Raw genomic sequence first — 15,482 nt, forward strand, 5'->3', positions numbered from 1 at the left:
CATGAGAACACCGCTGACCGCGCCAGGTAACTGGCTGACACGCCCGCTGATTTCACTGTTTCTGTTGCTGGTCATGCTGAGCATGAGCAGCCAGGCCATGGCGGTTGCCCCCGTGATCACCAACCCGGCCTCCGGCAGCACCTTGCCCACCATCGCGGTGGGTCAGAGCATGAGCATCACCATCAGCTCTGTCGGCGGCACCATGCCCCTGGACCGCTGGGTGGAGTGCGACGCCAACGATCCGGACTACGATGGTGTGACCCCCTGCCTGCCACCGGGCCTGATCCTCGATGCGTCCCCCGGCAGCGCGACCACGGTGTTGCACGGCACCCCGACCACCGCCGGTAACTACACCTTCAGCATCACCCTCAATGACGGCAACAACGATGGCGGGGTCGCCACCTACAACCTGCTGGTCACCAGCTCCGCGACTCCGACCCTGACCTCGGTCACCCCGAACACCGGCAGCACCGCAGGCGCCACCTCCGTCACCCTCACCGGCACCAATTTTACCGGCGCCACAGCGGTGAGCTTTGGCGGGACAGCCGCCACCGGTTACATCGTCAACAACGCCACCACCATCACCGCCACCACCCCGGCCCATGCTGCAGGTGCGGTCAACGTTGCAGTCACCACACCGGGGGGCAGCGCCACCCTGACCAATGGCTATACCTACGCCGTGCCGGCCCCTACCGTCGGCCCGGTCAGCGCCACGGTGGCGGCCAACAGCAGCGCCAACCCGATTACCCTGAGCCTCAGCGGCGGCGCGGCCACCAGCGTCGCCGTGGCCAGCGCGGCCAGCCATGGCACCGCCACCGCCAGCGGCACCAGCATCACCTACACCCCGACCGCCGGTTTCTCCGGTTCCGACAGTTTTACCTACACCGCCACCAACACCAGCGGCACTTCCAGCCCGGCCACGGTGACCATCACCGTCACCCCGCCGACCCTGGCGATAACGCCGACGACGCTGCCCGACGGTACCCAGGGCGCAGCCTACAGCCAGACCCTGAGCGCCACCGGCGGTACCGCGCCGTACACCTACGCGATCAGCGCCGGCAGCTTGCCGGCCGGCCTGAGCCTGAACACCAGCACAGGCGTGATCAGCGGCACGCCGAGCGCCAGTGGCACCAACAACCTGACCGTCACCGCCACTGACGCCAGCAGCGCCACCGGTTCCCGCGCCTACAGCCTGGTGATCAACGGCCTGGCGCCGGTTGCCAACGCCGTCAGCGCCACCGTCGCGGCCAACAGCAGCGCCAACCCGATCACTTTGAACATCACCGGCGGCGCTGCCACCAGTGTCGCCGTGGCCAGTGCAGCCAGCCATGGCACCGCCACCGCCAGCGGTACCAGCATCACCTACACCCCGACTGCCGGTTTCTCCGGTTCCGACAGCTTCACCTACACCGCCACCAACGCCAGCGGCACTTCCAGCCCGGCCACGGTGACCATCACCGTCAGCGCGCCGAGCATCGTCCTCAGCCCCGGCTCCCTGAGCAACGGCACTGTCGGCACGGCCTACAGCGCCAGCCTCAGTGCTTCGGGCGGCGCCGCGCCCTACAGCTACACCATCACCGCCGGCACCCTGCCGACCGGCCTGAGCCTGAACACCAGCACCGGTGCAATCAGCGGTACGCCGAGCGCCAGCGGCACCTTCAACCTGACCATCACCGCCACTGACGCCAACAGCGCCACCGGCTCCCAGGCCTATTCCATCACCATCGGCGCCCAGGCACCGGTGGCAGGCGCCGTCAGCGCCACGGTGGCGGCCAACAGCAGCGCCAACCCGATCACCCTCAACCTCAGCGGTGGCGCCGCCACCAGCGTGGCCGTGGCCAGCGCGGCCAGCCATGGCACCGCCACCGCCAGCGGCACCAGCATCACCTACACCCCGACTGCCGGTTTCTCCGGTTCCGACAGCTTCACCTACACCGCCACCAACGCCAGCGGCACCTCCAGCCCGGCCACGGTGACCATCACCGTCAGCGCGCCGAGCATCGTCTTGAGCCCCGGCTCCCTGAGCAACGGCACCGTCGGCACGGCCTACAACGCCAGCCTCAGTGCTTCCGGCGGAGCCGCGCCCTACAGCTACACCATCACCGCCGGCACTCTGCCAACCGGCCTGAGCCTGAACACCAGCACCGGTGCAATCAGCGGCACGCCGAGCGCCAGCGGCACCTTCAACCTGACCATCACCGCCACTGACGCCAACAGCGCCACCGGCTCCCAGGCCTACTCCATCACCATCGGCGCCCAGGCACCGGTGGCAGGCGCCGTCAGCGCCACGGTGGCGGCCAACAGCAGCGCCAACCCGATCACCCTCAACCTCAGCGGTGGCGCGGCCACCAGCGTGGCCGTCGCCAGCGCGGCCAGCCATGGCACCGCCAGCGCCAGCGGCACCAGCATCACCTACACCCCGACCGCCGGTTTCTCCGGTTCCGACAGCTTCACCTACACCGCCACCAACGCCAGCGGCACTTCCAGCCCGGCCACGGTGACCATCACCGTCAGCGCACCGACCCTGGTGCTGACCCCAGCCTCCCTCGGCGCCGGTACCGCGGGCAGTGCCTACAGCGCGGCCCTGAGCGTCTCCGGCGGCACGGCGCCCTACAGCTACAGCATCAGCAGCGGCAGCCTGCCGGCGGGCCTGAGCCTGAACACCGCCAGCGGCTTGATCAGCGGTACGCCGAGCACCAGCGGCACTGCCAACCTGACCATCACCGCCACCGATGCCAACGGCGCTACAGGCTCCCAGGCCTACTCGATCACCATCGCCGCGGTGGCAATCAGCGTGCCCGCCTCCAGCCAGATCCTCGCTGCGGGCCAGTCGGCCACCGTCGACCTGACCCAAGGCGCCACCGGCGGTCCATTCACCCAGGCCGTCCTGGGCTCGGTCACCCCGGCCTCGGCCGGCCAGGCGAGGATGATGGGTCCGTTCTCGATGCGCTTCGTACCGTCGGCCGCTTTCGCCGGCACCGCGATCGTCAGCTTCAGCCTGCAAAACGGCAGCGGCTCCAGCGCCTCGAGCACCATCACCTTCACCATCCAGGAACGTTCGGACCCCACCAAGGACGCCGAAGTGATTGGCCTGCTCAACGCCCAGACCCGAGCCGCGGAACGCTTTGCCAGCACCCAGATGGACAACTTCAACCGGCGTCTGGAGCAACTGCACCAGATCAGTTGCGACCGCAATTCGTTCAACGCCAGCCTGCGCAAGGAAGGCCGCGAAGTGCCGCTGGGCGAGATCGCCAAGGCCGTCCAGGACCAACTGGGGGCCTCGGCCAACCAGACCGAGCAGGAAAAACGCGAAGCCGCTGCCGCCCTCAAAGACAATTGCCAACAGGATGCCCTGGCGTTCTGGAGCGACGGCTTCGTCAACGTCGGCTCGACCCACGCACGGGGCGCCCGGGACAACAGCTTTACCACCCTGGGCCTGAGCGCCGGGGTCGACTATCGCCTGTCGCCCACGGCCGTTGCCGGGATCGGTTTCGGCTACGGCAACGACCGCAGTGACATCGGCAAGAACCACACCCGCAGCGACGCGGACGCTATCGGCATCGCCACCTACCTGAGCCTGAACCTGGCCCCGCAGGTGTATGTCGACGGCCTGCTGGGCTACAACCGCATCAGCTTCGACTCACGCCGCTACATCACCGGCAGTGCCGATGACTATGCCCGTGGCTCGCGGGATGCCGACCAGTTGTTCGCCTCCCTGACCGCCAGCTACGAGTACCGCCAGGGTCCGCTGTCGCTGACCCCTTACAGCCGGCTGAATGCCAGCACCACCCGCCTGGACGCCTACCGTGAAAGTGGCGGCGGCATTTATGGCCTGTCCTACGACGAGCAGCGCCAGCAGAACTTCACCTCCTACCTCGGCGTGCGCTCGGGCTACGACCTGATGACCCCTATCGGTGTGGTCACGCCCAAGGTCGGCCTGGCCTGGGGCCACAACTTCAGTAACAGCAGTGACTACAAGATGCGCTACACCGACCAGGGCGACGAAGGCACCCTGTACCGGCTCAAACCCGATGCCCTGGACAGCGATTTCGCCAGCCTGGACATGGGGGTGGACTTCAACCTAGGACGCGCCTGGCAACTGGGCGTCTCGTACAAGACCGCCCTGGGCTCGGACGAACGCAACGACACCTTCCGCCTGGGTCTCAACGGTAAGTTCTGAACCCTGGCCACAGATTAGTGGCCCAGGGCTGAACCCCACAGATGGAAATGGCTCCCCTTGAGCCACGGCAACAAAACAACACCCCGCCAGAGTCCGACTCTGGCGGGGTGTTGTGTTTTAACAGCGCCGACAAGCGCTCGATCCAGCAGCAGTCCTCAGGCCGTCGGCAGTTGCCCGGCCTCGATTTCCTGGGTCGTGCGCTCCACCGCGCGCCGGGTCTTGTCGATCAACTCATCGATATCACCGCGGCTGGCCACCAGGGCCGGGGCCATGATCATGCGCCCGAAGGTCGAGCGAATGATCACGCCTTCTTCGAAGCCCAGGGTGCGACAGCGCCAGGCGATGTCGTTCTCGTTGGCAAAGCGTTTGCGCGTGGCCTTGTCCTCGGCGAACTGCAGGGCCGCCACCAGCCCGGTGCCCTGGATCTCGCCAATCAGCGGATGCTTGCCGAACACTTCGCGCAGGCATTGCTGCAGGTAGGGACCGGTGTCGTTCTTGACCTGGCTCACCACGCCCTCATCGCGCAGGGCCTTGAGGTTGGCGATGGCCACGGCGGCCGCCACCGGGTGCCCGGAGTAGGTCAGGCCATGGGCGAACACCCCGCCCTGCTCCACCAGCACCTGGGCGATGCGTTTGCTCAGCACCAGGCCGCCCATGGGGATGTAGCCCGAGGTCAGGCCCTTGGCGATCGACAGGGTATCGGGCTCGAAACCGAAGTGCTGGTGGGCAAACCATTCGCCAGTACGGCCGAAACCGCCGATCACTTCGTCGGCACACAGCAGCACGTCGTACTGGCGGCAGATGCGCTGGATCTCCGGCCAGTAGCTGTCCGGCGGGAAGATCATGCCGCCCGCGCCCTGGAACGGCTCGGCGATGAACCCGGCGACGTTCTCGGCCCCCAGCTCAAGGATTTTTTCTTCCAACTGGCGGGCGCAGCGCAGACCGAATTCGGCGGGCGTCAGGTTGCCTTCGTGGGCGAACCAGTAAGGCTCGTCGATATGCGCCACGTCCGGGATCAAGCCACCCATGTCGTGCATGAACTTCATCCCGCCCAGGGCGGTGGCCGCCAGGGTCGAGCCGTGATAGCCGTTCCAGCGGCCGATCATCACCTTCTTCTGTGGCTGGCCGAGGATCTGCCAGTAGCGGCGCACGCTGCGGATCAGCACCTCGTTGGCCTCGGAACCGGAGTTGGTGTAGATGGCGTGGCTGTAGTGCCCCGGCAGCAGGCTGAACAGCAACTCCGACAGCTCCACCACCGCCGGGTGGGTGGTGTGGAAGAACATGTTGTAGTACGGCAGCTGTTCCAGCTGGGCGCTGGCGGCGGCCGCCAGGTCCTTGCGGCCGTAGCCCAGGTTGGTGCACCACAGGCCGGACATGCCGTCCAGGTAGCGCTTGCCGTCGTTGTCCCACAGGTGCAGGCCCTGGCCACGGACGATGACCCGCGGGCCTTCGGCGTTCAGCGCCTTCTGGTCGAGAAAGGCATGGATATGGTGCGCGGCGTCGGCGGCCTGGTAGTCCTGGGTACTGCGTTGCGGGGCGTTGTCTGGCTGAGGGTTGGAAGCACTCATGGTCATTCTCCTGCACGGCAAGTGGGTTCAAGGGAAGAGGTTGCAGCGGGCCCCGGTTCGAGGGGCAACAGCGGCTCGGGAACAAACAGTGGCTTGCGCATCACCAGCTTGATCCAGAGCACGGCAATCACCGAGATCACCCCGAGCACCACCCCGGCGCTGCCGAAGATCCGCGCGGTCATCTGCGGCGACGGTGAGACGTGATAGATCGCAAACAGCATGCCGACGATGCCCAGCACCTGAGGCCAGGGGTAGAAGGGTGAACGGAACGGCCGTGGCGCCTCGGGGTAGCGACGCCGCAGGGCGATCACGTCGATGTGCACGATGATGTAGGCCAAGAGCCAGGCCAGGGCCGCGGCCAACAGCAGCAGGCTGATGGAATCCGGGTCCTGGCCCAGCAGCAGGATCGGCAGGCCCGTGAGGGCGGCAATGAACAGCACCGCCACCCAGGGCGTACGGGTGCGCGGACTCAGGCGCTTGAACTGGGGAAAGGCCTGGCCGTTCTGCGCCATGCCGTAGAGCATGCGCGGCAGCGCCGCCAGGGACGAATTGACCGTGCTGCAGGTCGCGGTGATCACCGCGCCCACCAGGAACAGCTTGCCGGCCTCACCGAACACCGAGGTGGCGAAAAGGAAATGCGGCAGCGGGTTGCTCGCCAGTTGCTCCCGGGGAATGCACAGCAGTGCGCCGAGGCAATACAGAGTGATCACCAGGAAAATGATGCTCAGGCCAATGATCATCGAGCGCGGGATATTGCGTTCCGGGTTGCGGGTTTCCTCCACCAGCGGGCAAACGAACTCGGCACCGACAAAGCCCCAGATGGCCATCGCGGCCAACGCCAGCGCCCCCACTTCCATGGGGTTCCAGCCCTGATCCAGCGGCAGTTGCAGATCCGCCTGCGCGCTGCCGATGGCGCCCAGGCCCAGGGTCAGCAGAATCACCACCATCACCACCGCCAGGACCGTCTGCAGCTTGGCGAAGACGTCAATGCCCAGCAGATTGAGCAAGGTGAAGGTGCCCAGCACGCCATAGGCCACCAGCATCGGCGGCAGCGAGCCGGGGTAGACCTTGCCGATGATCAGGTCCAGGAGCAGCAGTTCGGCGGACAGGGCGAACATCGCCACCACCATGTAGCCGGAGAAGGTGGCGAGGATCGCCGGGAAGTGCCCGATGGCCACTTCGGTGTAGCTGCTCAAGCTGCCGGCCCGAGGCACCATCAACGCCAGCTCGGAAAAGGACAGCGCGTAGGTCAGGGCCATCAGATAGGCCAGCAGCAGGGGCATGAAGAAGCCCAGCCCGGCCATCCCCGCCCCTTGCAGCATCAGCACCATCACCCCCTGGGACACCACCAGGCCGACGGCCACCGAGACCAGCGAACCCAGGCCCAGGACCCGGCGCAAACCGCCGCGTTGCAAGGGGCTTGCGGCCCCGATGGAGACACTTGCAGTCATGGCACACACTCCGCTTTTTATTGTTGTGGGCCTGCCGCCGAAGCGGCAGGTAAAGACGCGCTTTGACGGCGCGGCACTGGACCTGGCGAGCAGGTCGCAAGGCATGGCTCAGCGCAACTGGAACCAGGTGGTTTTCAGTTGGGTGTACTTGTCGAAAGCGTGCAGCGACAGGTCGCGACCAAACCCCGATTGCCGACCGCCGCCAAAGGGCACGGTGACGTCCAGGGCGTCCACGGTGTTCACCGACACCGTGCCGGCCCGCAGTTGCCGGGCCACCCGGTGGGCACGGTTGAGGTCATCGCTCCACAGCGACGCCGCCAGGCCATAGACGCTGTCGTTGGCCAACGCTACAGCCTGTTCCTCGTGGTCAAAGGCGGTCACCGCCAGCACTGGGCCAAACAGCTCTTCGCGGAACAGGGTCATCTGGCGATCCACGCCAGTGAAAATGGTCGGTTCGATGTAGTTGTCGCTGCCATCGATGATCAGTTGCCGGCCGCCGCACGCCAGCTCGGCGCCCTGCTCCCGGGCGCCCTTGATATAGCCCATGACGCTGGCGGTCTGGCGGGCATCGACCATGGCCCCGGCACGGCTGGCCGGGTCCAGGGGATTGCCCGGCCGCCAGTCCCGAGCCTTGGCTTGCAGGCGTTCGACGAACTGGTCATGAATGCTACGTTCCACCAGCAGCCGCGAGTTGGCCGAACACACCTCGCCCTGGTTGAAGAAGATGCCAAAGGCGGCTTTTTCCGCGGCCAGGTCCAGGTCCTGGCAGTCGGCGAACACCAGGTTCGGGCTCTTGCCGCCACATTCCAGCCAGACCTGCTTGAGGTTGGATTGGGCCGAATACTGCATGAAATACTTGCCCACTTCGGTGGAGCCGGTGAACACCAGGCAATCCACATCCGGGTGCAGGCCCAGGGCGCGACCGGCCTCGACGCCCAGGCCCGGCACCACGTTGAGCACCCCTTCCGGCAACCCGGCCTCGAGGGCCAATTCGGCCAGGCGCAGGGCCGAGAACGGCGACTGCTCGGCGGGCTTGAGCACCACCGAGTTGCCCACCGCCAGGGCCGGTGCCAGCTTCCAGGCCGCCATGTCCAGGGGGAAGTTCCAGGGCACCACGGCGCCGACCACCCCCAAGGCTTCACGGCTGATGCTGGCGTGGCTGTTGCGGGCGCCGGGGGCCACCTGATCGTAGAGCTTGTCGACGCTTTCGGCGTACCAGGCGAAGACGTTGGCGGCGCCGGGCACGTCAATGTTCCAGGCATCCATCACCGGCTTGCCCATGTTCAGGGATTCCAGCAGGGCCAGTTCCTCGCGGTGGGCGAGCATCAGCTCGGCCAGACGCAGCAGCACCTTCTTGCGTTCCACCGGGGCCATGCGCGCCCAGGGCCCCTGGTCGAAGGCCCGGCGCGCGGCGGCCACCGCCAGGTCCACCTCGGCGGCGCCACAGGCGCTGACCCGGGCCAAGCGTTGATTGGTGGCGGGGTTGATGGCATCGAACGTGGCGCCGGACTGGGCGGACAACCGTTGGCCGCCGATCAGCGCCTGGTCAATGAATGTTTGCCGGGCAGCTCGCTGCTGCCAGTAACCGAGATCGAACACGCTGCACTCCCTCGTCGACCGTTGTAACGGCCTGGTTGTTAGGTAGGTAGGGAGGATGGTGCGGCACCGCGAGCGAGAGGAAAAATACTAAAAATATGCTCCGGCACCATGAAAAAGCTCTGTAGCCAAGGCCCTGGGCCGGGCCGCACAAACGCCAACGCCCAGGCCATCCGGGAGATGGCCTGGGGCGTGAAACGGAGCCCGTCAACCGCTGGGCAAGCTCAGGTCGGACGCTCCAGCCAATCCCCCAGGCGCCGCAGCATGGCGTCGCAGGCGTGCAACTGCTCAAGGCTGATGAACTCGTCCGGCTTGTGCCCCTGGTCCATGCTGCCCGGGCCACAGACCACCGTAGGGATACCGGCCTGATGAAACAGCCCGCCCTCGGTGCCGAACGCCACAGTGCCGAACGCCCGCGAACCACTGAGCAGTGCCAGCAGTTTTGCGGCCTCGCTGTCGGCGGCGGTGGCCAGCCCGGGGTAGGCGCTCAAGGGTTGCAGGGCGATCCCGGTGTCGGCCTGTACCGCCTGCATCTGCGGCAGCAATTGGTCTTGGGCATAACGCTGCAGTTCATCCACCACCGCCTGGGCATCGAACTCCGGCAGGGTGCGCACCTCGAAATCGAACTCGCAGTCCGCCGGCACGATGTTCAGCGCCCGACCGCCCTTGATGGTGCCGGTCTGCACCGTGGAGAACGGCGGATCGAAGCGCGGGTCGTGGTGTTCGGGACGGGCCAGTTGGCCGCCGATCTCCCCCAGCTTGCCGATCAGCCGCGCCGCGTACTCAATGGCGTTGACCCCATACGGCGCATAGGCCGAATGACAGGCCGCGCCACGCACCTGGCAACGCATGGCCAGCTTGCCCTTGTGGCCCAGCACCGGGCGCAGTTCGGTGGGCTCGCCGATCAGGCACAGCAACGGCTTGTGCGGGCGCTGCTGCAATCGTTCGAGCATCGGCCGCACGCCCAGGCAGCCCACCTCCTCGTCGTAGGAAAAGGCCAGGTGGATCGGTATGCGCAGCTCTCGCCGGACCAAGCCCGGCACCGCCGCCAGCACCGAGGCGATAAAGCCCTTCATGTCAGCGGTGCCACGGCCGTACAGGCGCCCTTCCCGCTCGCTCAAGACAAACGGCTCGACGCTCCAGGCCTGGCCATCCACCGGCACCACGTCGGTGTGCCCGGACAGCACCACACCGCTGCGATCGCTGGGGCCGATGCTGGCAAACAGATTGGCCTTGGTGCGCTGCGGGTTGTAGATCAGTTCGCTGTCCACCCCATGGCCCGCCAGGTAGTCGCGGATAAAACCGATCAGCTCCAGGTTGGAGTCGCGGCTGACTGTGGCAAACCCCACCAGCCGCGCCAGCAGCTCGCGGCTCGAATGCTCACTCATTGCCCGGCACTCCGTAGTTGGGCGCCGCCGTGGGGTCCAGGGCCCGAGTCAGGTAGTCCTGCATCTGCGGCCGATAGGCCTGCCAGAGACCGGCCAACTGACCGATGGGGTCTTCATCGGCCCAGTCCACCCGCAGGTCGACGATGGGCCAGGTCAGGTCATCCACCACGCTCAGCGCCGCCGAATGCACCGGCCCCGCCTCGCCCCCGGCAGCCATGGCCGCGTGCATGGCCGCCAGCAGGCGCTCGACGAGAATGCCCGGCGTCTGTTCGAACGCCTCGACCATGGCCTCGATCACTCCTGTGCCCGCCAGCAGGTTGCCGGCGGCCACGCATTGTTCGCCCGCCAGCGCGTTGTGCAGACCCAGGGCTTGCTGGCCACTGAACAGCGCTGTGCGCCCCTGGCCGTCGATCACCGTCACCTGGCGGTACTGGCTCCAGCCGTTGCTGCCCAGGGCCTTGTCCAGGGCCGTGCCGGGATCGAGCTTGTGGTTCTCCAGCAGGTCGAGAATCTGCGGCCCCAGGGCCGGCAGGGTCACGTTCTGGGTGGCCACCGCCCCCACTCCCGCTCGCACCCAGGGGCAACGAGCGCCGACGGCGATGCTCGACGAACTGATGGCAATGCCCAACTGGCCGGTTTCGGCACAGCGGCCAACGATGGAAAAAGTCATGGCAACTCCTTGGCCCACTGGGCCTGCATGGGCGCTCGACTCGGCGCCGCTGGAAACAACCGCACAGGGGTCACTCGGGAATGACCGCGATCACGTCGATTTCCATGAGCCACTGCGGCTGGCCGAGGGCCGAGACCACCAGGCCGGTGGAAATCGGGAATACGCCCTTGAGCCACTTGCCCACCTCCTGATAGACCGGCTCGCGGTAACGCGGGTCGGTGAGGTAGGTGGTGGTCTTGACGATATGGGACAGGTCGCTGCCGGCTTCTTCCAGCAGTTGCTTGACGTTTTTCATCGCCTGTTCGGCCTGGGCTCGCGGGTCGCCGAGGCCCACCAGCCGACCGTCGAAATCAGTGCCGACCTGACCGCGCACATACACCGTGTTGCCGGCACGCACCGCCTGGCACAGGTCATTGTCCAGGGACTGGTTGGGATAGGTGTCCTTGGTGTTGAACATGCGAATACGGGTATGAGTAGGCATCAGTGGGCTCCCACGCTGTCGAGGTTGTGGATCGGTGTCTCTGGTTGCGCTGAAGTCTGCGTCGAGGACTGCCGGGCTTGGCTGTAGGCCAGGTATTTGCGCTGGGTCGCGATGTGATCGGCGACGTGCTTGGCGTCGTGCCAGACGCCCCAGATAAAGGAGGAACCCCGACGCGACAGCCAGGGCAGGCCGAGGAAATAGACCCCGGGCTCGCGGGACACACCGCGCTGGTGCAGGGGCTTGCCCTGTTCGCTGAAGGTGTCCACCTGCAGCCAGGAAAAGTCCACGGCATAGCCGGTGGCCCAGATGATCGAGGTGATCCCCGCCTCCAGCAGGTCCAGCTCCAGGATCGGCTGCTTCACGCACTGCGGATCAGGGACACGCTGCCGAGCCTCGGGCTCCGGCGGCAGGTCGAGGCCGTTGCGGGCGATATAGGCATCGGCCGCGTCCAGCAGCGCCAGGTAGTTCTCGTCGCCTCGGGCCAGGTTGTCCACCAGGTCAGCCCGGAAGGTCACCCGTTCACCGTCGAAGGCCTGGGTCAGCCCCACCAGGGTGATGCCTTGATGGGCCAGGGCGCGGAAATCGATGGTCTGGCCGCCGCGGGCACCACTGACAGCGATGGTCACGTGCTCCCGGCCCGGTTTGGCAATCTCCGCATCCCATTCCCCCAGCACCCCGAGCCACCAGCAGAAGTCCCGGCCACGGTAGGCGCGCGGCGGACGGTCATGGGCCCCCACCGACAGGTAGACCTGGCGCCCCGCTCGCTGCAGCTCATCGGCGATCTGCACGCCGGAGGAACCCGCCCCCACCACCAGCACCGCACCCGCCGGCAGTTGCTGCGGATTGCGGTAGGCGGCGGAATGGATCTGCTCAACCCGCGCATCCTTGGGCGCAATCGGCGGAATCACCGGGCGCTGGAAAGGTCCGGTGGCGGCCACCACGCGCTGGGCCTGGATCACCCCCTCGGAGGTCTCGACGGTGAAGCCGGGGCGTCCGATATTGCGCTGCACCTTGCGCACTTCCACACCGGTGCGGATTGGCGCATTGAACTGGCGGGCATAGGCCTCGAAGTAGTCCGCCACCTGATCCTTGGCCGGGAAGGCATCGGCAGGGGTATCGAATTCCAGGCCGGGAAAGCGGTCATGCCAGGCCGGCCCGTTGGCCACCAGCGAGTCCCAGCGTCCGGTGCGCCAGGCCTCGGCGATGCGGCTGCGCTCCAGCACCAGATGGGGCACCCCGAGCTTGCTCAGGTGTTCGCTCATGGCCACGCCGGCCTGGCCCGCGCCGACCACCAAGGTATCCACTTGTATTTGTTCTACGGTCATGTGTGTGTCCTTCTGCAAGACGAAGGGCGTCAGCGCAAGCGCTGGACACCTGGTTCAGAACCCGGGTGTGAGTCGGATGCAGCAGATGGTGCGACAGACGTCGGCGAAGGAAAATGACTAAAAATGTGCTCCCTGGATAAGAAAAAACGAGGCAGCACGAGGGCCTGCGGCCACGGATTGCACGAGGCCGGACTGTGATCGGGGACGTCCGGGCGTTAACCCGCGGCCATCAGACTGATCAGTTTGGCCGTTCAGATGATTACCCGGCGAAAATGCATTTCCGTGCTTTCGATCTGCAGGCACTGAGGGCACAATGCCTACCTTTTTGGCTGGCCCTGCCGGAGACCCTGAAATGATCAAGACGCCGTACTACCTCATCGACAAGCAGAAGCTTTTGAGCAACATGCAGAAGATCGCCTACGTGCGCGAGCAGTCCGGCGCCAAGGCCCTGCTGGCCCTCAAGTGCTTCGCCACCTGGTCGGTGTTCGACCTGATGCAGCAGTACATGGACGGCACCACCTCCTCGTCGCTGTACGAGCTCAAGCTCGGCCGGCAGAAGTTCGCAGGCGAAACCCATGCCTACAGCGTGGCCTGGGCCGACGACGAGATCGAGGACATGCTCGCCAACTGCGACAAGATCATCTTCAACTCCATCAGCCAGCTGCAGCGCTTTGCCGATGCCTCCAGCGGCAAGGTCCGCGGCCTGCGGGTCAACCCCCAGGTGAGCAGCTCGGACTACCTGCTGGCCGACCCGGCGCGCCCGTTCAGCCGCCTGGGCGAGTGGGACCCGGCGAAGATCGAAGGCGTGATCGAACAGATCTCCGGCTTCATGTTCCACAACAACTGCGAGAACGGCGACTTCGGCCTGTTCGACCAGATGTTGACCACCATCGAAGAGCGCTTCGGCCACCTGCTGCACAAGGTCGAATGGGTCAGCCTCGGCGGCGGCATTCACTTCACCGGCGAGGACTACGCCCTGGACGCCTTCTGCGCGCGCCTCAAGGCTTTCTCCGAGAAGTACGGCGTGCAGGTCTACCTGGAGCCGGGCGAAGCCGCCATCACCCAGAGCGCGTCCCTGGAAGTGACCGTGCTCGACACCCTGTACAACGGCAAGCACCTGGCGGTGGTGGACAGTTCCATCGAAGCCCACATGCTCGACCTGCTGATTTATCGCTTGAACGCCAAGCTGTCACCAAGCACGGGTGAACATACCTACATGGTGTGTGGCAAATCCTGCCTGGCCGGGGACATCTTCGGCGAATACCAATTTGATCGTCCGCTGGCCATCGGCGATCGACTGTCGTTCATCGACGCTGCGGGTTACACCATGGTCAAGAAAAACTGGTTCAACGGTCTGAAAATGCCGTCCATTGTCGTGAAACAACTCGATGGCAGCATCGACGTGGTGCGCGAGTTTGGTTTCGAAGACTACCTGTCCAGCCTTTCCTGAGCGGACAGACACGAGGAGAAGTAAATAAATTGAAGAAGAATGTTCTTATCATTGGTGCAGGAGGTGTCGCCAAGGTGGTGGCCCACAAGTGCGCGCAGCACAACGACGAACTCGGTCGTATTGCTATCGCGTCGCGCAACATCTCCAAATGCCAGGCCATCATCGACAGCGTCAAGGCCAAGGGCAGCCTCAAACAGCCCGCTGAAATAAAAGCCTTCGCCCTCAACGCGCTGGACATCGAAGCGACCAAGGCGCTGATCCGCGAAACCGAATCGCAGATCGTCATCAACGTCGGCTCCGCGTTCCTCAACATGTCGGTGCTGCGTGCCTGCATCGATACCGGTGTGGCCTACCTGGACACCGCGATCCACGAAGAGCCGGGCAAGATCTGCGAGACCCCACCCTGGTACGGCAACTACGAGTGGAAGCACCTCGAGGAATGCCAGGAGAAGAAAGTCACCGCCATTCTCGGCGTGGGCTTCGATCCGGGCGTGGTCAACGCCTATGCCGCCCTGGCCAAGCAAGAACATTTCGACCGCATTGATTCCATCGACATTCTCGACGTCAATGCCGGTTCCCACGGCAAATACTTCGCCACCAATTTCGACCCGGAAATCAACTTCCGCGAATTCACCGGACAGGTGTGGAGCTGGCAGGACAGCCAGTGGACCAGCAACACCATGTTCGAAGTCAAGCGTACCGACGACCTGCCCGTAGTCGGCTCGCAGAACCTGTACCTGACCGGCCACGACGAAGTGCACTCGCTGTCGAAAAACCTCGACGTGCCCAACGTGCGCTTCTGGATGAGCTTCGGCGAGCACTACATCAATGTGTTTACCGTGCTGCGCAACCTCGGCCTGCTCTCCGAGCAACCGGTCAAGACCGCCGAAGGCCTGGAAGTGGTGCCGCTCAAAGTGGTCAAGGCCGTACTGCCTGATCCGGCCTCCCTGGCCCCGGGCTACACCGGCAAGACCTGCATCGGTGACCTGGTCAAGGGCACCAAGGATGGCCAGCCGCGCGAAGTCTTCATCTACAACGTGGCTGACCACGAAGAAGCCTACGCCGAGACTGACAGCCAGGGCATTTCCTACACCGCCGGTGTACCGCCAGTGGCTGCCGCCCTGCTGGTCGCCCGTGGCGAGTGGGACGTGCAACGCATGGTCAACGTCGAGGAGCTGGCGGCCAAGCCGTTCCTCAAGGCGCTGGACGTGATGGGCCTGCCGACCCGTATCAAGGACGAGCATGGCGACCGTCCTTGGGACGCCGCCATCTGATCCTGCCCCACCCACAGCGGGCGCCGACCCAGGCGCCCGCTGTTCCCCGCCCTGTAACATCTTTCGTTTGTGCGCCGCTTTTGCATTTCTGTGCGACAG

10 protein-coding genes are annotated in these 15,482 nt (G+C 65.5%); 3 read left to right on the forward strand and 7 right to left on the reverse strand.

The window, feature by feature from the left end; translation table 11 throughout:
- Window position 1: 1 nt before the first annotated feature.
- Window positions 2-4,180, forward strand: coding sequence for a putative Ig domain-containing protein (locus tag PFZ56_RS23355; protein WP_394304469.1), 4,179 nt, complete (start codon window positions 2-4; stop codon window positions 4,178-4,180).
- Between the two features lie 155 nt (window positions 4,181-4,335).
- On the opposite strand, the gene PFZ56_RS23360 is transcribed toward PFZ56_RS23355, so the two are convergent.
- The 7 genes from PFZ56_RS23360 to PFZ56_RS23390 all read right to left on the reverse strand — a co-directional run bounded on the left by PFZ56_RS23360 (window position 4,336) and on the right by PFZ56_RS23390 (window position 12,659).
- Window positions 4,336-5,748, reverse strand: a complete 1,413-nt coding sequence (locus PFZ56_RS23360; RefSeq protein WP_102880188.1) for an aspartate aminotransferase family protein — start codon at window positions 5,746-5,748, stop codon at window positions 4,336-4,338.
- 2 nt (window positions 5,749-5,750) lie between these two features.
- On the reverse strand, window positions 5,751-7,199 hold the full coding sequence (locus tag PFZ56_RS23365; RefSeq protein ID WP_394304470.1) for an APC family permease: 1,449 nt from the start codon (window positions 7,197-7,199) through the stop codon (window positions 5,751-5,753).
- A 108-nt stretch (window positions 7,200-7,307) separates the two neighbouring features.
- Complete coding sequence (locus PFZ56_RS23370) at window positions 7,308-8,798, reverse strand: aldehyde dehydrogenase (protein WP_170004618.1); 1,491 nt, start codon at window positions 8,796-8,798, stop codon at window positions 7,308-7,310.
- Between the two features lie 221 nt (window positions 8,799-9,019).
- A complete protein-coding gene (gene argE / locus PFZ56_RS23375; protein ID WP_170004620.1) occupies window positions 9,020-10,183 on the reverse strand; it encodes an acetylornithine deacetylase in 1,164 nt (387 codons plus the stop codon).
- Entirely contained in the window at window positions 10,176-10,853 is a 678-nt protein-coding gene (locus PFZ56_RS23380; protein ID WP_170004622.1) for a DUF1028 domain-containing protein, read from the reverse strand. The genes argE and PFZ56_RS23380 overlap by 8 nt, the downstream gene beginning before the upstream one ends.
- A gap of 70 nt (window positions 10,854-10,923) precedes the next feature.
- Window positions 10,924-11,334, reverse strand: a complete 411-nt coding sequence (locus PFZ56_RS23385) for a RidA family protein (RefSeq protein WP_011061806.1) — start codon at window positions 11,332-11,334, stop codon at window positions 10,924-10,926.
- On the reverse strand, window positions 11,334-12,659 hold the full coding sequence (locus tag PFZ56_RS23390; RefSeq protein ID WP_102880183.1) for an NAD(P)/FAD-dependent oxidoreductase: 1,326 nt from the start codon (window positions 12,657-12,659) through the stop codon (window positions 11,334-11,336). The genes PFZ56_RS23385 and PFZ56_RS23390 overlap by 1 nt, the downstream gene beginning before the upstream one ends.
- A gap of 352 nt (window positions 12,660-13,011) precedes the next feature.
- Between PFZ56_RS23390 and PFZ56_RS23395 the strand changes: the two genes are divergently transcribed.
- Both PFZ56_RS23395 and PFZ56_RS23400 read left to right on the forward strand, forming a co-directional pair.
- Window positions 13,012-14,109, forward strand: a complete 1,098-nt coding sequence (locus PFZ56_RS23395; protein ID WP_102863074.1) for a carboxynorspermidine decarboxylase — start codon at window positions 13,012-13,014, stop codon at window positions 14,107-14,109.
- Window positions 14,110-14,138: 29 nt separating this feature from the next.
- The gene (locus PFZ56_RS23400) at window positions 14,139-15,383 is read left to right on the forward strand and encodes a saccharopine dehydrogenase family protein (RefSeq protein WP_102863073.1); all 1,245 of its coding nucleotides are present in this window, start codon (window positions 14,139-14,141) and stop codon (window positions 15,381-15,383) included.
- Window positions 15,384-15,482: the final 99 nt, after the last annotated feature.

The sequence above is a fragment of the Pseudomonas danubii genome (genome assembly GCF_042980055.1).
In the GTDB taxonomy this organism is placed as follows: Bacteria; Pseudomonadota; Gammaproteobacteria; order Pseudomonadales; family Pseudomonadaceae; genus Aquipseudomonas; species Aquipseudomonas danubii.

What these genes read in the sequence shown, in the direction of transcription:
- PFZ56_RS23380 (WP_170004622.1), bottom strand. Translation starts at nt 10,853, where the DNA reads ATGACTTTTTCCATCGTTGGCCGCTGTGCCGAAACCGGCCAGTTGGGC.
- PFZ56_RS23365 (WP_394304470.1), bottom strand. Translation starts at nt 7,199, where the DNA reads ATGACTGCAAGTGTCTCCATCGGGGCCGCAAGCCCCTTGCAACGCGGC.
- PFZ56_RS23385 (WP_011061806.1), bottom strand. Translation starts at nt 11,334, where the DNA reads ATGCCTACTCATACCCGTATTCGCATGTTCAACACCAAGGACACCTAT.
- argE (WP_170004620.1), bottom strand. Translation starts at nt 10,183, where the DNA reads ATGAGTGAGCATTCGAGCCGCGAGCTGCTGGCGCGGCTGGTGGGGTTT.
- PFZ56_RS23360 (WP_102880188.1), bottom strand. Translation starts at nt 5,748, where the DNA reads ATGAGTGCTTCCAACCCTCAGCCAGACAACGCCCCGCAACGCAGTACC.
- PFZ56_RS23355 (WP_394304469.1), top strand. Translation starts at nt 2, where the DNA reads ATGAGAACACCGCTGACCGCGCCAGGTAACTGGCTGACACGCCCGCTG.
- PFZ56_RS23395 (WP_102863074.1), top strand. Translation starts at nt 13,012, where the DNA reads ATGATCAAGACGCCGTACTACCTCATCGACAAGCAGAAGCTTTTGAGC.
- PFZ56_RS23390 (WP_102880183.1), bottom strand. Translation starts at nt 12,659, where the DNA reads ATGACCGTAGAACAAATACAAGTGGATACCTTGGTGGTCGGCGCGGGC.